Origin of the sequence: Pseudomonas sp. Larv2_ips (assembly GCF_963879675.1) — a bacterium.
GTDB lineage: Bacteria > Pseudomonadota > Gammaproteobacteria > Pseudomonadales > Pseudomonadaceae > Aquipseudomonas.
Map to the genome: position 1 here is coordinate 135613 of NZ_CAWOAW010000001.1, position 15878 is coordinate 151490.

18 protein-coding genes and 2 tRNA genes are annotated in these 15878 nt (G+C 60.1%); 12 read left to right on the forward strand and 8 right to left on the reverse strand.

All coding sequences use genetic code 11. From position 1 onward, the window contains the following. Nucleotides 1–90: 90 nt before the first annotated feature. The 3 genes from AACV02_RS00650 (at nucleotide 91) to AACV02_RS00660 (ending at nucleotide 1987) form a co-directional block, all read left to right on the forward strand. Nucleotides 91–167, forward strand: a tRNA-Pro gene (locus AACV02_RS00650). Nucleotides 168–333: 166 nt separating this feature from the next. Next, nucleotides 334–1068: a cysteine hydrolase family protein gene (locus AACV02_RS00655; protein WP_119736652.1), complete on the forward strand. Its 735-nt coding sequence runs from the start codon at nucleotides 334–336 to the stop codon at nucleotides 1066–1068. A 31-nt stretch (nucleotides 1069–1099) separates the two neighbouring features. Further along, nucleotides 1100–1987, forward strand: coding sequence for a LysR family transcriptional regulator (locus tag AACV02_RS00660; protein ID WP_177413672.1), 888 nt, complete (start codon nucleotides 1100–1102; stop codon nucleotides 1985–1987). Nucleotides 1988–2045: 58 nt separating this feature from the next. Here AACV02_RS00660 and AACV02_RS00665 read toward each other — a convergent pair whose 3' ends face one another. From AACV02_RS00665 to AACV02_RS00675, 3 genes are all read right to left on the reverse strand, one after another. Continuing rightward, a complete protein-coding gene (locus AACV02_RS00665) occupies nucleotides 2046–3344 on the reverse strand; it encodes an NAD(P)/FAD-dependent oxidoreductase (RefSeq protein ID WP_106578600.1) in 1299 nt (432 codons plus the stop codon). 60 nt (nucleotides 3345–3404) lie between these two features. Beyond that, entirely contained in the window at nucleotides 3405–3578 is a 174-nt protein-coding gene (locus AACV02_RS00670) for a DUF3094 family protein (RefSeq protein ID WP_064450648.1), read from the reverse strand. Nucleotides 3579–3667: 89 nt separating this feature from the next. After that, nucleotides 3668–4297: a DUF1780 domain-containing protein gene (locus tag AACV02_RS00675; protein WP_106578601.1), complete on the reverse strand. Its 630-nt coding sequence runs from the start codon at nucleotides 4295–4297 to the stop codon at nucleotides 3668–3670. Between the two features lie 100 nt (nucleotides 4298–4397). Between AACV02_RS00675 and AACV02_RS00680 the strand changes: the two genes are divergently transcribed. The 3 genes from AACV02_RS00680 (at nucleotide 4398) to AACV02_RS00690 (ending at nucleotide 5833) form a co-directional block, all read left to right on the forward strand. Next, complete coding sequence (locus AACV02_RS00680; RefSeq protein ID WP_119736528.1) at nucleotides 4398–4865, forward strand: FAD/FMN-containing dehydrogenase; 468 nt, start codon at nucleotides 4398–4400, stop codon at nucleotides 4863–4865. Next, the gene (locus AACV02_RS00685) at nucleotides 4862–5551 is read left to right on the forward strand and encodes an energy-coupling factor ABC transporter permease (RefSeq protein WP_119736530.1); all 690 of its coding nucleotides are present in this window, start codon (nucleotides 4862–4864) and stop codon (nucleotides 5549–5551) included. The genes AACV02_RS00680 and AACV02_RS00685 overlap by 4 nt, the downstream gene beginning before the upstream one ends. A 66-nt stretch (nucleotides 5552–5617) precedes the next feature. Then, nucleotides 5618–5833: a hypothetical protein gene (locus AACV02_RS00690; protein ID WP_003171680.1), complete on the forward strand. Its 216-nt coding sequence runs from the start codon at nucleotides 5618–5620 to the stop codon at nucleotides 5831–5833. On the opposite strand, the gene yacG is transcribed toward AACV02_RS00690, so the two are convergent. From yacG to AACV02_RS00710, 4 genes are read right to left on the reverse strand one after another with little or no spacing between them, the layout of a single operon-like run. After that, a complete protein-coding gene (gene yacG, locus AACV02_RS00695; RefSeq protein ID WP_106578604.1) occupies nucleotides 5830–6030 on the reverse strand; it encodes a DNA gyrase inhibitor YacG in 201 nt (66 codons plus the stop codon). The two genes, AACV02_RS00690 and yacG, sit on opposite strands and share 4 nt — an antisense overlap. Further along, nucleotides 6027–6650, reverse strand: a complete 624-nt coding sequence (coaE, locus tag AACV02_RS00700; RefSeq protein ID WP_119736532.1) for a dephospho-CoA kinase — start codon at nucleotides 6648–6650, stop codon at nucleotides 6027–6029. The genes yacG and coaE overlap by 4 nt, the downstream gene beginning before the upstream one ends. Beyond that, nucleotides 6647–7513 carry a prepilin peptidase gene (locus AACV02_RS00705; protein ID WP_119736534.1) on the reverse strand — a complete coding sequence of 289 codons (867 nt, stop codon included), beginning with the start codon at nucleotides 7511–7513 and terminating at the stop codon, nucleotides 6647–6649. The genes coaE and AACV02_RS00705 overlap by 4 nt, the downstream gene beginning before the upstream one ends. Continuing rightward, a complete protein-coding gene (locus tag AACV02_RS00710; RefSeq protein ID WP_119736536.1) occupies nucleotides 7510–8718 on the reverse strand; it encodes a type II secretion system F family protein in 1209 nt (402 codons plus the stop codon). The genes AACV02_RS00705 and AACV02_RS00710 overlap by 4 nt, the downstream gene beginning before the upstream one ends. 203 nt (nucleotides 8719–8921) lie before the next feature. On the opposite strand from AACV02_RS00710, the gene AACV02_RS00715 reads away from it, so the two are divergent. The 3 genes from AACV02_RS00715 to AACV02_RS00725 all read left to right on the forward strand — a co-directional run bounded on the left by AACV02_RS00715 (nucleotide 8922) and on the right by AACV02_RS00725 (nucleotide 9931). Next, nucleotides 8922–9335, forward strand: coding sequence for a pilin (locus AACV02_RS00715; RefSeq protein WP_106578608.1), 414 nt, complete (start codon nucleotides 8922–8924; stop codon nucleotides 9333–9335). A 64-nt stretch (nucleotides 9336–9399) separates the two neighbouring features. Further along, nucleotides 9400–9472: transfer RNA gene (locus tag AACV02_RS00720), tRNA-Thr, on the forward strand. A 153-nt stretch (nucleotides 9473–9625) separates the two neighbouring features. Further along, nucleotides 9626–9931: a DUF6388 family protein gene (locus AACV02_RS00725; protein ID WP_106578609.1), complete on the forward strand. Its 306-nt coding sequence runs from the start codon at nucleotides 9626–9628 to the stop codon at nucleotides 9929–9931. 43 nt (nucleotides 9932–9974) lie between these two features. Here AACV02_RS00725 and nadC read toward each other — a convergent pair whose 3' ends face one another. Further along, nucleotides 9975–10823 (reverse strand): carboxylating nicotinate-nucleotide diphosphorylase, encoded by an 849-nt coding sequence (gene nadC, locus AACV02_RS00730; RefSeq protein WP_119736538.1) that lies wholly within the window; start codon nucleotides 10821–10823, stop codon nucleotides 9975–9977. 247 nt (nucleotides 10824–11070) lie between these two features. On the opposite strand from nadC, the gene AACV02_RS00735 reads away from it, so the two are divergent. The 3 genes from AACV02_RS00735 to ampE all read left to right on the forward strand — a co-directional run bounded on the left by AACV02_RS00735 (nucleotide 11071) and on the right by ampE (nucleotide 14685). Next, nucleotides 11071–13227 (forward strand): DUF1631 domain-containing protein, encoded by a 2157-nt coding sequence (locus tag AACV02_RS00735; RefSeq protein ID WP_119736540.1) that lies wholly within the window; start codon nucleotides 11071–11073, stop codon nucleotides 13225–13227. A gap of 61 nt (nucleotides 13228–13288) precedes the next feature. Further along, on the forward strand, nucleotides 13289–13852 hold the full coding sequence (ampD, locus tag AACV02_RS00740; protein WP_106578612.1) for a 1,6-anhydro-N-acetylmuramyl-L-alanine amidase AmpD: 564 nt from the start codon (nucleotides 13289–13291) through the stop codon (nucleotides 13850–13852). Next, entirely contained in the window at nucleotides 13849–14685 is an 837-nt protein-coding gene (ampE, locus tag AACV02_RS00745; RefSeq protein ID WP_106578613.1) for a regulatory signaling modulator protein AmpE, read from the forward strand. Before ampD ends, ampE begins: the two co-directional genes overlap by 4 nt. The last annotated feature ends 1193 nt before the right edge of the window (nucleotides 14686–15878 follow it).

The window sequence follows — 15878 nt, forward strand, 5'->3', positions numbered from 1 at the left end:
TGAGACCAGTTAACGCTGGGATCAGATCTTAAGATCAGAGGTCAAAAGCCCTGGTCGCAGAAGGCGACTGAAAGGTCGCCTTTTTTTTACCGGGGTATAGCGCAGTCCGGTAGCGCGCCTGCTTTGGGAGCAGGATGTCAGGAGTTCGAATCCCCTTACCCCGACCATATTAAAAATCCTCGTATCGAAAGGTACGGGGATTTTTTTTGCCTGTTGTTTGGCCTCACTTGTGCGAATTCCAAACAGATATTGTGCTGATGGGTGCGTTGGTGCACTGATCGCGGCCTCCTAGACTGGGCCTCGTCAATTCACTCGCCTCAAGGAATCTGCATGATGATCCTCACTCCAACCGCTCTCCCTGTCCGTTCGCTATCTGCTGTACTCAAGTCCACGCTCGTTGGCCTCGGTATGATGGTGGGCCTCGGCCCTTACGCTGTCGCCGCTGAAACAACCACGCACCCGCAGCCGACCATTCGCGCGATGTTGGGGGCAAAGCCGACCGACCGTCTTGACCCGAAAACCACCGCTTTGCTGATCATCGACTTCCAGAATGAATACTTCACCGGCCGCATGCCGATCCCTGACGGCATGAAAGCCCTGGAAAACACCCAGCGTCTGATCAAGTTTGCCGACAAGGAAAGCATCCCGGTCATTCACGTGCAGCACATTGCCCCGGACGACGCGCCGGTCTTCGCCAAGAATGGCAAGACCGTCGATTTTCACCCGCTGATGAAGCCTCGTGCACAAGACAAGCTCGTGCAGAAGACCACGGTCAGCGTGTTTGCCAGCACCGACCTGGATGCGCAATTGAAGAAAGCCGGCGTCAAAACCCTGATTATCAGTGGCCTGATGACTCACGCCTGTGTCGCCGGCGCCGCCCGTGACGCCGCGCCGTTGGGCTATGACGTTGTGGTAGCATCCGATGCCAGTGCCACACGGGCTATTACCCGCGCCGATGGCCGTTCGGTAACCAAGGATGAGTTGCACAACTCGGCACTGGCTGAAATCGAAGACACCTTCGGTTCGGTGCTGACCACCTCGCAAATTATCGCTTTGCCGGTTAACTGATTCCCCTGACCACCTTGGGATCGCTTGCTTGATGAACCAGTTATCTGCCATGCGCGCCTTTCGGTGCATCGTCGAAGCCAAGGGTTTTTCTGCAGCCGCAGAACGCCTGGAGACCACGCATTCGACGATTTCCCGGCAATTGCAGCAATTGGAGATTGAGCTGGGCGCCCAACTGATCAACCGCAACACGCGACGCTTCAGTCTGACGGGGGCCGGGGAGCAGTACTACGCCGCGTGCGTGGATATCCTTGATCGTCTTGACGCTGCATCCCAGGCCATCGCCCACGGGCACCAACGCCCCGAAGGCCTGCTGAGGGTCAGTGTGCCGCTGGTGGTGGGCACACTGGATCTACCGCATTGGCTACCGGGTTTTCAACGACGATATCCGGATATTGAGCTGCAGCTGTGCTGTGATGATCAGTTCGTCGACCTGGTGGCCGACGGGTTTGATGTCGCGATACGCATTGCCAGCGCCCTGGCGGACACGTCATTGATTGCCCGCACGTTGACCCTGTCCAGCCAGGTTCTGGTCGCGTCGCCGAGCTACATCGGCCGCCATGGGTTGCCGCGTTCGGCGCAGGAGCTCAACAACCATCACTTGCTGACTTTCATTGGGGCTTCGTCGGATTGGCAACTGAGCGCGGCGCGTGGCGCGGTGGTTACGGTCACCCCATCGGGGCGGTTCAGCACCAACACCATCAGTGCGTTGCACGCGGCCACGTTGGCGGGGGCGGGTATTGCGTGTTTCACCCAGGCCACTGTGCACAGCGACTTGGCGCACGGTCAGCTTGTGCGAATCCTGCCCAATTATTCATTGGGCGAGCGGCACTATTACGCCCTTTATCCACAGTCCCGGCACTTGGCGCCGAAGGTGCGGGCGTTTGTCGACTACATGGCTGAGTTCTACCAGCAGATTTAGCCCAATAAAAAATCCCCCTATCGTGAGACAGGGGGATTTTTTTCTGCCGTTCAGTCAATCAGTGCAGCTTGAGCCTTGGCTCGGTTCCGCGCCCGATCTTGCTGCCGAGCATCAGCATGGCCGTGCGGAAGAAACCGTACAACGCCATCTGGTGCATGCGGTACAGCGATACATAGAACATCCGCGCCAGCCAGCCTTCCAGCATCACGCTGCCGGTCAGGTTGCCCATCAAGTTACCCACCGCCGAGAAACGTGACAGCGAGATCAGCGAGCCGTAGTCGGTGTACTTGTAGGACGGCAGGTCCTTGCCTTCAATCCGCAGTTTCAGTGACTTGGCCAGCAACGAAGCCTGCTGGTGAGCGGCTTGTGCGCGGGGCGGTACATTGCGGTCGGTGCCTGGTTGCGGGCAGGCGGCGCAGTCGCCAAAGGCGAAGATATTTTCGTCGCGGGTGGTCTGCAGCGTCGGCAACACCTGCAATTGGTTGATGCGGTTGGTTTCCAGACCGTCGATGTCCTTAAGGAAGCCCGGCGCGCGAATCCCGGCGGCCCACACCTTCAAGCTGGCCGGAATGACCTGGCCGCTGCTGGTGATCAGGGCGTCGGCCGTCACTTCGCTGACCGCCGAATTGGTCAGCACGGTGACCCCGAGTTTCTCCAGGGTTTTATGCACCGGCCCGCCAATTCGTTCCGGCAACGCGGGCAATACCCGCGGGCCGGCTTCGATCAGGGTGATGTGCATGTTTTCCGGTTTGATCTTGTCCAGGCCGTACGCTGCCAGCTCGTGGGCGGCGTTATGCAGCTCGGCGGCCAGCTCAACGCCGGTGGCGCCGGCGCCGACGATGGCAACGCTGATCTGTTCAATGGTATCGGTCTGCCCGGCATGGGCGCGCAGGTAGTGGTTGAGCAACTGCTGGTGGAAACGCTCGGCCTGCTTGCGTGTGTCGAGGAACAGGCAGTGTTGCGCTGCGCCCTCGGTGCCGAAATCATTGGTGGTACTGCCGACTGCGATCACCAGGCTGTCATAGCCCAGCACGCGCGCAGGCACCAGTTCGCGGCCTTCTTCGTCAAGGGTGGCAGCCAGCTGAATCTTTTTCTGTTCACGGTCAAGTCCACTCATGCGTCCCAGCTGGAATTCGAAGTGGTTCCATTTGGCTTGGGCGACATAATTGAGTTCGTCTTCAGAAGAGTTCAGCGAGCCCGCAGCCACTTCGTGCAGCAGTGGCTTCCAGATGTGGGTCAGGTTGGCGTCCACCAGCGTAACGCTGGCGGTGCCGCGCTTGCCCAGAGTCTTACCCAGGCGGGTAGCCAACTCCAGGCCGCCGGCGCCGCCGCCGACGATAATAATACGATGGGTCATGGGGATATCTCGCAAGGCTAAAAGAAATCGGAGCAGTTACCCCCGCGAGCGCCAGGCAGCTCATAGCGTCAGGTAACTCAAAAGGCGGCTCAGCAGACCGAGCCCGATCACCGCCACCAGCACCACACCAAGGAGCAGCCACGGCCGGAAAGGCTTGCGCTCGACTCGGTTCTGGGAGAGTTGCAGGTACTCTTCGACATGCTGTTGGTCATCGGGGTTCAGGCGGCTGGTCATAAAGGCCTCGTCAGGTAGACGTTGCAAAAGGGCGCCACGTTACAGTCAGCAGATTGGCGGTGTCGCCACAAGCGTAGCCTGTGCCCGCGTCACAGGCTGATGCCCACGTCGAATACTATGCTGCGGCCCAAGTTGTTGCGCAAGAAATCCGGGGCATCAGGATGAGCGAACAGCACCCGGGCAAAGGTCGGCCCTACCAGCGACAGCGAGCGCCAGCCCTGGCGCAAGTATTCGGTGGGGGGCGGAAAATGGCTGTTGAGGTCCAGCACTTCGCGCTTGAGACTGGTGAAGGCGATGAGGTCCAGCTCGCCCAGGTCAATGCCGCGCTCTTTATAGTTGTGCGCTTTTTTGCGCAGCGTCGGCGCCAGGCGCAACAGGAATTCATGGGCGGGGATACGCCGCGGCTTGGCTTCGCGCCGGACCAACTGGCTCAGGGAAAACGCGCTGCGTCGGCGCAGCAACTCATCGCGCCATTCGTCGTTCAGGCGCCGGCCTTCATCCAATACAAAAAACACCTCGAAACAGGCGTCGCGAAACAACACATCCGGCGGTTCTTGACCGGCGGCATGAAACTCCTCGGCCCGGTAGGGCACATTCAAGCCTTGCAGCAGGCGCTGGCAGACCCAACGCTCACGCTCCCATTTGCGGGCATTGGACAGGAACGCATTGGCTTGTTCGGCCGCTACGGTGAGCAGGCGCAAGTAATCTGAGTCATCCATATTTGCAGCTTAGCGTCCAAATGATGACCGCAGGAAGTCTTGCTTTAAACGGCCGGTGTAGACTGGCTACTCGACCCTCATTCGAATCAAGGAGTCTGCGGTGAAGTTTTTCGTGGTGCTGTTGCTGAGTCTTTTACCGTTGTGGGCCCAAGCCGTTGAGGTGGGTGAGCGCGTGGCGCCATGGACCCTGCTCGACCAGTTCGACCAGGCCTACACCCTGGATGACCAGGCGCAGATTTTGCTGGTAGCCCGCAGCATGGACGCCGCCAAGCAGGTAGATGCCGCGCTGCAAGGCCAGCCCAAGGGCTACCTCGAGGCGCGCCACGCGGTGTTCATCGCCGATATCCAGCGCATGCCCCGGCTCATCGCCAAGCTGTTCGCCGTGCCGGCGATGCAGGCCTACAACTACCGGGTCATGCTGGACCGTGATGCGCGTATTGCCCCGCATTACCCAGGGGCTGTGGATAAAGTGCTGTGGCTGCAACTCGATAGCGGCAAGTTGATTGCGCAGCACGAATACAGCTCCGCCGACGAGCTGCGCCAGGCACTGGAGCAGGTGAAGCCGTGATCAGTGCCGCCGTGCTGGCGCCGGAAACCCTCAGCATCGGCTGGCTGTTGTATGCGCCCGTGGTGATGTGGGCAATCCTGCGCTCGCCATGGGTCGAGCTGTTCGCCGACCGGCGGCGTCAGCATCTGCTGTTTGGTACGGTGTTCGCGCTGTTCATGTTGTGGCTGGTGCGGCGGGATTTCGATACGGGCGTTTCCTACCACTTTATCGGCATGACCGCCGTGACCCTGCTGCTCGACTGGCCTCTGGCAATCGTCGGCGGGTTAGCGGCGCAGTTCGGGCTGGTGCTGCTGGGGCGTCAGGACTTGGCCGCCGTCGGGGTCAATGGCCTGCTGCTGATCGTGTTGCCGGTGCTGGTCACGGAAGGCTGTGCAGTGCTGGTAGAGCGCGCCCAACCCCGCAATCCCTTTGTGTATATCTTCTGCTCGGGCTTTTTCGCCGCCGCACTGTCGGCGCTGCTCTGTTTGCTGGCTGCGCTGGGGTTGCTGTGGTTTGACGGGCGTTTTGCGATGCCGGAGTGGCTGGAAGACTTCATCGGCTACCTGTGGCTGATCATCTTCCCCGAAGCCTTTATCAACGGCATGGTCATCAGCGCTCTGGTGGTGTTTTGCCCGGAGTGGCTTGAGACCTTCAACCGTACGCGCTACCTCTCTGCGCCATGGAAGGACGACGATTCGCGGCGTTGACCCAGATCAAATCCCGGGCGGCCACACAGGCCCATGCTCTGCGAAATTCTTGAAGGAGCGCAGGGCATGAGTGTGTATGAATGGGCACGGCAGGAGTTGCGCAGAAGTCAGGACGCCGCACAGGAAATCGGTTTCGACCCAGGCTTGACCTTGCGCGCCATGCTCAGCGCCGTGGTGCAGCAGAGTAAAGGTGTGCGCAGTTTCGAAGACCTGGCCGACGAGCTGCAATACCTTGCAGAGAACCTCGACGACCAGCAGGAATACGCCTTTATGCGGCCTTAGTGCTTAGGCTGAAAGTCTTCGGAGAACAGGTCGTCTTCGGCATCCGGGCTGACCGGAATCTTGTGCTCCTCTGATGCCCAGGCGCCCAGGTCGATGAGTTTGCAACGGTCCGAGCAAAACGGCCGATTGAGGTTGTCTGTTTTCCATTCCACGGGTGCACCGCAGGTTGGGCAGTCGACGGTCATAGGTTGGCTCATGATCGGCCTCCACACAAAGTAAGGTAAAAGTGGTGCAGTCGCTCGACCTCGCTGTGCAGCCAGGCGAGGTCCTGGTCATTGACCAGCACGTCATCGGCATGGTTCAGGCGGTCTTCACGGCTGGACTGGGCCTTCAGAATCGCCTGCACCTGCTGTTCGCTGATGCCGTCGCGCTGCAGGGTACGCTGAATTTGCAGTGATTGCGGCACGTCAATCACCAGGATGCGCTGGGTCATGCTGTACTGGCCGGACTCGATCAGCAGCGGTGACACCAGGATCGCGTAAGGCGACCGCGCGCGCGCCAGGTGGCTGCGAATCTCCTCGCCAATCAGCGGGTGCAGCAAGGCTTCCAGCCAGCGGCGCTCTTGCGGCACCTCAAAGATCAGTTTGCGCAACGCGGCGCGGTCCAGCTGGCCGTCGGATAACAGCACACCTGCACCGAAGTGCTCGGCGATTTGCTTCAATGCCGGGCGGCCGGGCTCAACCACCCAGCGCGCGGCATGGTCGGCGTCGACCAGGTCGATGCCCAAATCCATGAAGTGCTGAGCGGCCGCGCTTTTGCCGCTGCCGATGCCGCCGGTGAGGCCAAGAATCCAGGGTGTTGCGACAGAAGTGGTCATTTGAAACCGACGGACTGCAAATAGAAGTCGGTTATTTGACCACCCCAGAGCAATGCAATCCAGCCGGCAATCGCCAGACACGGACCAAACGGCATCGGTGCCGACCCCTGGGGCTTGCGCAAGCGCAGCAGGATCAGCCCTGCAAGCACCCCGAGCAACGAAGACATCAGCAGTGTCATCGGCAGAATCTGCCAGCCACCCCAGGCGCCGAGCAAGGCCAATAACTTGAAGTCGCCATAGCCCATGCCGTCCTTGCCGGTGATCATCTTGAACAGCCAGAACACCGTCCACAGGCTTATGTACCCGATGACCGCACCCCAAAGCGCATCCGGCAGCGTTGCCAGCAAGCCCACGCTGTTGAGAATCAGCCCCAGCCATAACAGCGGCAGCACCAGCGCGTCGGGCAGCAGTTGATGATCCACATCGATCAGGCTCATCGCCAGCAACCCCCAGCTCAGCAGCATCACTGCACCGGCTTGCCAGCCGAAGCCGAAATGCCAGGCTACCGCCGCCGAGACCAGCGCGCCGGCAAGTTCGGTGAACGGGTAGCGGGAACTGATAGGTTCACGACAATGGGCACAGCGCCCCTTGAGCAGCAGGTAACTGAGCAGCGGAACATTTTCCCACGCGCGAATCGGATGATTGCACCGGGGGCAGCAGGAATGAGGGCGCACTAGGTTGTAAGCCGGGCCCGCAGGGTCAGCAGGCAAGCCGAGCACTTCCTGGGCCTGGGCGCGCCATTCGCGCTCGAGCATTTTCGGCAGGCGCCACACCAGCACATTGAGGAAACTGCCGACAATCAGGCCCAGCACCAGTGACAGCCCGACAAAAAGCCACGGTTGTTCATTCAGCAACGGGTTCAAAATGCCGACCCCAGCTGGAACACTGGCAGGTACATGGCTATCACCAGTGCGCCAACGATACCGCCCAATACCACCATGATCAGGGGCTCCATCAGGCTGGTGAGGTTATCGACCAGGTTTTGCACATCGGCCTCGTAGTGATTGGCGACTTTTTCCAGCATGCGGTCCAGGGTTCCCGATTCTTCCCCGATGGCCGTCATCTGGATTGCCATACTGGGAAACAGGCGGCTGTTGGCCATGGATTGGTGCAACTGCATGCCAGTGGATACATCGTGACGCATATGCTCGATCGCCTGTTTGAACAACCCATTTCCCACCGCTCCCGCCACGCAATCCAGCGCCTGCACCAACGGCACGCCCGCAGCGAAGGTCGTTGAGAGTGTGCGGGCGTAGCGGGCAACCGCGGTTTTTTTCACCAGTGTGCCTGCCAGGGGCGCGTTCAACAAACCAAGGTCCAGCCAGTGACGAAGACCGGCAGATTCGCGGTAGGCGTGGCGCAGCCCGATAAGTGTCGCGGCCAGGCCCAGTGCCACCATCCACCAGGCATGCTGCAGGAACTCGGACAAGGCTATGACGCTCAGGGTGAAGTCCGGCAGTGTGCCATCGACGCCGGCAAACAGGTTCTGGAACTGCGGCACCACGTGGATCAGCAAGACCGTGCTGACCAGGCCTGCAATCACAATGACGGCGATGGGGTAGGTCATGGCCTTCTTGATGCGCGCCTTGAGCTGCTGGCTTTTTTCCAGATGGATGGCAACGCGCTCCAGCAGCGTTTCCAGGGCGCCGGCGTGCTCGCCGGCGGCAATCAGGTGGCAATACAGGTCATCGAAATAGCGCGGTTGTTTTTTCAGCGCGGCCGCCAGGTTGTTGCCGGCAGCGATTTCCTGTTTCAAGCCCTTGATGAGCTCGCGCATCAGGCGGTTGTCGAAGCCTTCGCCAATGATGTCGAACGCCTGCAACAGCGGTATGCCTGCCTTCAGTAATGTCGCCAGCTGGCGGGTGAACAGGGCAATATCGGCGGGTTTTATCGGCGGGGCGAAGCTTGGCAGGCGTGAGGTTTTCTTGCGGATGCGGCCCGGGCAAATCCCTTGCTCGCGCAGTTGTGCCTTGATCAGCGCCAGGTTCTGGCCTGCGGTTTGCCCGCAGACTCTGCGTCCTTTGCGGTTGATGCCTTCCCAGGCGTAGATCGTTGCAGCGTCATTCATGTCACGTTTCCGCACACAGGTCGTTGAAGATTTATAGCTTAGTCAGGTGAGGGATTCGGACAGGCTGGCGGCGAAGGATAAAATGTCAGATTGTGCGTCTTGCAGGCGATTGGTCGTGCGTGGATGAGTACACTGGCGCCGTTGCACAATGCGGGGCGCAGGACGCGCCTTGTGAGCGATTTTTATTCTGGAGAGTGAATGTGATGCGTCAGAAAGGCTTTACCTTGATCGAGCTGTTGATCGTCGTGGCAATCATCGGCATTTTGGCCACTATCGGTTTGCCCATGTATACCAAGTACCAGGCCAAGGCCAAGTTCACCGCGGGGTTGGCTGAAGTCTCCGCGCTGAAGGCAGGTTTCGAGGACACCCTCAACCAGGGCACCGTACCGACCCTGGCCTTGATCGGCGGCACCAGTCCCACTGCCAATTGCAAGATCGACGTGGCAGGCGATGTGGCCACCGGCGCAGGCTCCATTCGCTGTGAAATTCTTGATGCGCCTGCGCCCGTGCTGGGCAAGACCATCACGTTGACGCGCAGCGCCACCACGGGCTGGACGTGCGCGACCACGGCTGAAGCGCAATACGTTGCCAAAGGCTGCGGCGCCGACGGGGCCTGACGGCCGTCGGGCGGTAGGCGAGTTAGTTGCCGCCTGCCCAATGCGGTGCTAGCTTTAGCCCACCGCCCGTGTAGCTCAGCCGGTAGAGCAGCGCACTCGTAACGCGAAGGTCGCAGGTTCGATTCCTGTCTCGGGCACAAGGCAACACTGTTTTAAAAGGCAACACTGTTTTCAGATGATCCCAGAATGGTTCTGAAGGCCAGACGAGCCAGCATTCATGCTTGCTCTTTCGTATCTGCGCAACCTTGATGACCCAGATGCATCCCCATTCCTCGATCTAAGAGAACAACATGACCACACCAGAAATGACCCAGGAAGCGCGGCACGAAGCAGCCCTCAAAAAGTACGTTGCGGAGTCGCCGGAACTGCTGGATGAGATCAAGGACCTGAGCGCCGATGATCAAAGGGACCAGATCCAATGGTCATTTGAGGATGAGGCCGAGGCCCAGGGCCTGCAGCCATGGGAATTGACCCTCAAGTACACCTCGACGCCGGAAGAGTTCGAGGCTGCACGCCTGGCCTTGCACAAGGAGGCCGCCGAGGTGCTGGGTGTCGACTGGAACGAGTATTGCGGGATGAACAATCTCGCGATCTGAAACACTGTGCAGGCGCCGGCTTGCCGGCGCTTGCATTAAAGCGTCAGATGCTCAGCCGCATCGACAAGTCCACCGCCTTCACATCCTTGGTCATTGCGCCGATGGAGATGTAGTCCACTCCGGTTTGGGCGATGGGCAGCAGCGTGGTTTCATTGATCCCGCCGCTGGCCTCCAGCTTGGCCTTGCCCGCATTCAGGCGCACGGCCTCACGCATGTCATCCAGGCTCAATTCGTCGAGCATGATGATGTCGGCGCCCGCCGCCAGCGCTTCGCGCAGTTCCAGCAGGCTTTCCACTTCGATTTCCACCGGCTTGCCCGGCGCGATCTTGTGTGCGGCGGCAATCGCCTGCGCAATCCCGCCGCACGCCGCGATGTGGTTTTCCTTGATCAGGAATGCGTCATACAACCCGATGCGGTGGTTATGACAACCGCCGCAGGTCACCGCGTATTTCTGCGCCAGGCGCAGGCCCGGCAGGGTTTTGCGGGTGTCCAGCAGCTTGACCTGAGTCGTGGCGACGAAATCCGCCAGGTACTGAGCGCGCGTGGCAACGCCTGACAGCATCTGCAGAAAATTCAGCGCGCAGCGTTCGCCGCTGAGCAGTGAGCGGGCAGGGCCCTCAAGGTGGAACAGCGCCTGGTTGGGACTGACACGCTCACCGTCGGCAACCTGCCAATGCACCGCGACCCGCGGATCGAGCTGGCGGAACACTGCATCGACCCAGGCCGTACCGGCGATGACGGCCGCGTCGCGGGTGATGATCGTAGCCTTCGCCAGCCGTTCGGCCGGAATCAGTTGCGCAGTGATGTCGCCGCTGCCGATATCTTCCAGCAGTGCACGGCGCACGTTGGCTTCGATTTCGGCGGTGAGGTCGGCAAGACGGAGATTCGGCATAACAGGCTCCACAAACAAAGTGCCTCGGATTATAGGGGCAGCGCGGCTGTGAACCCAGACTCAACACTCATTTACACAGCAATGGCAGAGTTTGCTGGCGCAACTACCCTCATTTGCAAGATAATCCCGCGCCTTGCAATTGGCGTCATAGCTTTGACGTCCTGGTGATAACCGGTTTTCGCAGCCCCCATCGGGGCCTGTAGCTGATCGTTCCCCACCCCCAACACCGCCGTTTCAGGAGGCCAGGATGCACATTGACGGAAAGGTGGTGCCAATCAACAAGGCGCACGCCACGCCATCGCCGCTTGCGCGCCTGCCGGTGGTGTTGCTGCAGGTTCGCGACAAGGCTGCCCAACAGTTGCAGCAAGGTCTGCAAGAACTGTTCGATAACGCCGATGACACGCTGTTCGAAATGGCCGACAAGGCTCGCAGTAACGTTGACCATCACATCTTCTTTGAAGCGATGCGTGACTTGCGCCTCAAGCGCAAAAATTTTGAACGCGTGTTCATGGAGCAGCTGTTTGCCGCTTTCGCCAGTCTGGGCCATGCAGAGCCCGGCGAGCCGCATTTGGTGCCGGTGGTGTCGTATGAGGCGGCGCGCGGCACGTCCAGCGACGAACTGGAAAAGGCCGTTGCGCTGGAGGCCATGCTCGGCCGGGTGCGGCATCGCGATGGCCTGGCGCTGGGCCAACTGACCGCGCGCTTGAGTGCATTGCTTGGCAAGCCTCTGAGCGAGCGCGACAACCCGTTGGGTCCGGCGCTGCTGTGTGAATTCTTTTTGCGCGCGGGGCGCAGCCTGGGCGTAGAGATTCGCGTCAAGCTGATCATGCTCAAACTGTTTGAAAAGTACGTGCTCAGTGACGCCGACCAATTGTTCGGCGAAGCCAATCAGTTGCTGGTCGCCACCGGGGTTTTGCCCGAACTCAAGGCGGTGCCCTCGCGTCGGCCTGGCGGGCGTGCCGACCGTGACCAGCAGCGTGAAGGCAACCCGCCAACCATCGACCCGCCTCAGGATGAGAACGGCCAGCAAGCCTTCGCCGCCCTGCAGGTTTTGTTGGCGGCGGTGCGTGGCAGCGTGGCGCCTACCCTGGAAGCCTGCGCCGAACCGCAACCCATTGCCTCGCGCGACCTGCTGCGCCTGCTCTCGCACTTGCAACAATATGTGCCAGAACCTGAAGCCGAAGACGATTTCGACCTGCGTAACCAGCTTGAACAACTGTTGACCCGCGTCAGCGTCAAGAGTGGCAAGTCGCGTGTGGTGGAAGGCGCCGATGAAGATGTGATCAATCTGGTCGCCTTGCTGTTCGAGTTCATCCTCAACGATCGCACCGTGCCTGATGCGTTCAAGGGCTTGATCGCGCGCTTGCAGATTCCGATGTTGAAAGTGGCGGTGCTGGACAAGAGCCTCTTCAGCCGCGCCAGCCACCCGGCACGTCGACTGCTTAATGAAATCGCCTCGGCTGCCATGGGCTGGAGCCCGCACGATGGCTATCAGCGCGACAGCCTGTACCTGCATATTGAGCAAGTGGTGCAGTGTTTGTTGAATGACTTCGTCGAAGACCTGACGATTTTTTCCCAACTGCTGGCGCAGTTCACTGCGTTCACCTCGGATGAACAACGCCGTAGCGCGTTGCTTGAACAACACACCCGTGAGGCCGAAGAAGGGCGCATACGCACGCAAGCCGCACGTGAACGTGTGGCCGATCTGCTCAATCGGCGCTTGCTCGGCAAGGTCTTGCCGCAATCGGTGGTGCGGTTTCTGCAGCAGGCGTGGAGCCAGGTGCTGTTGTTGGCCAGCCTCAAGCACGGCGAACAATCGGTGCAGTGGCAGGCGGGCGTGCGGACCATGGACGAGTTGATCTGGAGTGTGGGCCTGCAGACAGACACCGAGGCCGGCCGGCACCTGCTGGAGCAACTGCCCGGGCTGCTCACGGCGTTGCGCAACGGCTTGACCAGCGCGGCGTTCGACCCTTTCAGCACCCGTGAGTTTTTTGTTCAGTTGCAAGCCATGCATGTTCAGTCTGCCGAAGGCGAATGCATCGACGCGCTGATCAAAGTGCGTGAGCCGTTTTCGTTCAGTGTCGGGTTGCCTGATTCACTGCAACCCTTGCCGAGCGATGACCCGGACCTGCTCAAGGCTCACCAGCTGCGCGTTGGTGGCTGGTTTGAGTTCCAGCAGGACGAAACCACAGCGTTGCGCTGCAAGTTGACGGCGATCATGGCGCCGGCCAACAGCTACATTTTTGTCAGCCGTACCGGGCTCAAAGTCCTGGAGAAAAGTGCCGACCAGTTGGCCATGGCGTTCAAGCGCGGAGCCCTGCGTACCCTGGACGACGGGCTGCTGTTCGACCGCGCGTTGGCGTGCGTGGTGGGCAACCTGCGTCAACTCAATCGCGGCAAGTGATCGCAACCGCAGGCCTGAACGCGGCATACTGGTAACACCTCGTCTCAATCAAGGAACCCGTATGCAGTTGGACCCCACCAGCGGTTGGTGCCAGGGCATTCGCCATTGCCCTTCGCCCAACTTCAACGAGCGCCCCGCCGGCGAGATCTCACTGTTGGTGGTGCATAACATCAGCCTGCCACCGGCACAGTTTGCCACCGGCAAGGTGCATGAGTTTTTCCAGAATCGCCTGGATGTCACGCAACATCCTTACTTTGAAGGCATTGCCGACCTACGGGTGTCTGCGCATTTTCTGATTGAGCGCGACGGCAGCGTGACGCAATTTGTGTCGTGCCTGGACCGCGCCTGGCATGCCGGGATATCGAGCTTCGAGGGGCGCGAGGTGTGTAATGACTTTTCCCTGGGAATCGAGCTGGAAGGGACGGACGAGCTACCGTTTACCGAGGCTCAGTATGTTTCGCTGATTGACCTCACACGACAGCTGCTGGCGGCTTATCCAGACATCACCCGGCAGCGTATTTGTGGTCACAGTGATATCGCACCGGGTCGCAAGACCGACCCGGGCCCGGCTTTTGATTGGACGCGCTTTCGCAGCGCCCTGCAGGATGGAGGACACGCACGATGAGTTTCCTGGTGTTGGTGTTGGCGGTTTGGATCGAGAAGTTCTCGGCCTTGCGTCAGCGGTTACAACGCGACGGTGGATGGTTGCGTGAGCTGGCCAAGCTGGAATCCAGCCCGCGTATGGGGAAGCGGCCCTGGCTGATTCTTGTCCTGCTGGTGTTACTGCCGGTGGCCTTGCTGGCGTTGTTGCTGTTGGTGCTGGAACCAGTGGCTTATGGCCTGCTGGCGCTGCCGGTGCATCTGCTGGTGGTGATTTACAGCCTCGGGCGCGGCGATCTGCTGGCTGGGCTTGGGCCATTTCGCGATGCATGGCGACGCGGTGACCTGCAGGCCGCCGAGCATGTGGCCGAACGAGACCTGAAGGTGGTGGCTGACAATGGCGAGCAACTGCTGGAGCGCGTTCAAGGCCATTTGCTATGGCAGGCCTATCAAAGCTTTTTTGCAGTGATCTTCTGGTACTTCCTGTTGGGGCCGGTGGCGGCGTTGGCGTATCGCCTATTGGCTTTGGCTAGCGAATACAGCCAGAACCCGCAAGTCGCCGAGCGTGCCGGGCAATTGCGTCACGCGTTTGACTGGGTGCCGGTGCGCCTTCTGGCGGCAAGTTTTGCCCTGGTGGGTAACTTTGTCGCGGTTGGGCGCGTGATGTTGCATGAGTTGTTGAGCTGGGACATCAGCGCTGCACAACTGGTAGAAAAAGTCGGCCTGGCGGCGGCTGAAATCCCACCGCCCGTGGTGGGGCCTGAGGGTATCAACAGCCTGGATCGGCTGTGGGAACTGCTGCTGCGCGCGGCGGTGCTGTGGTATGCCGGGTTTGCGATCTGGACCGTACTGCCGTAGCTGGCCAGACGACCGGGTTTTTGTGGCGAGGGACTTTGCTGCCACGCCACAAAAAACCGCTCACCACAGGTCGTTAACCTTACGTTACAAAACTCCCTTTCAAATTGAGCTATACAGACAGAGCGCCAAATAGTGGCTATCTGCCGCTGCGCCCCTGCGCCTCAATAAAAATAATAGAAAGGGAGTTCACCTGTGAAGAGCTTGCTCTATCCCGCCGTCGCGCTGATGAACCGCTTGAGTTTCGGCATGAAATTCAGCCTGATCAGCGTGCTGTTCCTGCTGCCGATGCTGGCCACCAACTATTTCCTGGTGCGTGATTCCTGGTCGCAATGGCAGGGCACTCGCATCGAACTGCAAAGCCTCGATCTGCTCGGCCGCAGCCTGACGCTGCGCCGTGACCTGGAAACCCTCAATAACCAGGTGCAGATCAACGCGGTGCTGGGGCAGTCCGGCAAGGCCGGTGATCTGGAGGGCAAGATCAGTGCGTTGGAACAGAGCGTGTTGAGCCGCCTGCAAGGCCTCAACGCGATGACCGGCGACCCTGAACACACGCGTGTTTTTGATGGCAAGCGCGACGAGATGATCGCCGTATTCAAGGCTCAGCAACAGGAAACCTCGCTGCTGAGCAAAAGCGCGCTGATTGGCAAATTGCTCAACAAGGCCCAGATGCTCAGCCAGATCATCGCCAGCCAGTCCGGCTTGAGCCGTGACCCTCAGGGCGATTTGCGCCAACTCAGCGAGCTGGTCACCAGCGTTACCCCGCAAGTCACCCAAACCCTGGGTGAAGGGCGGGCCATGGGCGCGTACTCCTTGGGCCAGGGGTTTCTGAATTCATCGTCCAGTACGCGCTTTGATGAACTGCTGCAGCAACTGGAAAAACTCCAGGCCGAGTACGCCCTGAAGTTGCAGGACGCACTGGGCGCCAGCACCGCCGCGCATACGGCGCTCGACCCGCTGGCGACGGCCAGCAGCGCGAGTCTCAAGCACGGCAGCGAGTTGTTTGAAGAGCAGGTGGTGATGGCCGAAACCCTCGATGCGCCGTGGCAGGGTTTTTATGAAAGCGTCAGCCAGTTGATGGCTCAAACCTACCAACTCAATGAAACGACCCTGACGTTTCTCGAACGGCAACTTGAGCAGCGTCTGGCTCAAAAACGCACGCACATGGTGGTGCTGATCTCGGCGCTGGTGGCGGT

What these genes read in the sequence shown, in the direction of transcription:
- ampE (WP_106578613.1), top strand. Translation starts at nt 13,849, where the DNA reads ATGAGTTTCCTGGTGTTGGTGTTGGCGGTTTGGATCGAGAAGTTCTCG.
- AACV02_RS00675 (WP_106578601.1), bottom strand. Translation starts at nt 4,297, where the DNA reads ATGGATGACTCAGATTACTTGCGCCTGCTCACCGTAGCGGCCGAACAA.
- AACV02_RS00710 (WP_119736536.1), bottom strand. Translation starts at nt 8,718, where the DNA reads ATGAATGACGCTGCAACGATCTACGCCTGGGAAGGCATCAACCGCAAA.
- AACV02_RS00690 (WP_003171680.1), top strand. Translation starts at nt 5,618, where the DNA reads ATGAGTGTGTATGAATGGGCACGGCAGGAGTTGCGCAGAAGTCAGGAC.
- AACV02_RS00655 (WP_119736652.1), top strand. Translation starts at nt 334, where the DNA reads ATGATCCTCACTCCAACCGCTCTCCCTGTCCGTTCGCTATCTGCTGTA.
- AACV02_RS00715 (WP_106578608.1), top strand. Translation starts at nt 8,922, where the DNA reads ATGCGTCAGAAAGGCTTTACCTTGATCGAGCTGTTGATCGTCGTGGCA.
- coaE (WP_119736532.1), bottom strand. Translation starts at nt 6,650, where the DNA reads ATGACCACTTCTGTCGCAACACCCTGGATTCTTGGCCTCACCGGCGGC.
- nadC (WP_119736538.1), bottom strand. Translation starts at nt 10,823, where the DNA reads ATGCCGAATCTCCGTCTTGCCGACCTCACCGCCGAAATCGAAGCCAAC.
- AACV02_RS00665 (WP_106578600.1), bottom strand. Translation starts at nt 3,344, where the DNA reads ATGACCCATCGTATTATTATCGTCGGCGGCGGCGCCGGCGGCCTGGAG.
- AACV02_RS00660 (WP_177413672.1), top strand. Translation starts at nt 1,100, where the DNA reads ATGAACCAGTTATCTGCCATGCGCGCCTTTCGGTGCATCGTCGAAGCC.
- AACV02_RS00670 (WP_064450648.1), bottom strand. Translation starts at nt 3,578, where the DNA reads ATGACCAGCCGCCTGAACCCCGATGACCAACAGCATGTCGAAGAGTAC.
- yacG (WP_106578604.1), bottom strand. Translation starts at nt 6,030, where the DNA reads ATGAGCCAACCTATGACCGTCGACTGCCCAACCTGCGGTGCACCCGTG.
- AACV02_RS00725 (WP_106578609.1), top strand. Translation starts at nt 9,626, where the DNA reads ATGACCACACCAGAAATGACCCAGGAAGCGCGGCACGAAGCAGCCCTC.
- ampD (WP_106578612.1), top strand. Translation starts at nt 13,289, where the DNA reads ATGCAGTTGGACCCCACCAGCGGTTGGTGCCAGGGCATTCGCCATTGC.
- AACV02_RS00735 (WP_119736540.1), top strand. Translation starts at nt 11,071, where the DNA reads ATGCACATTGACGGAAAGGTGGTGCCAATCAACAAGGCGCACGCCACG.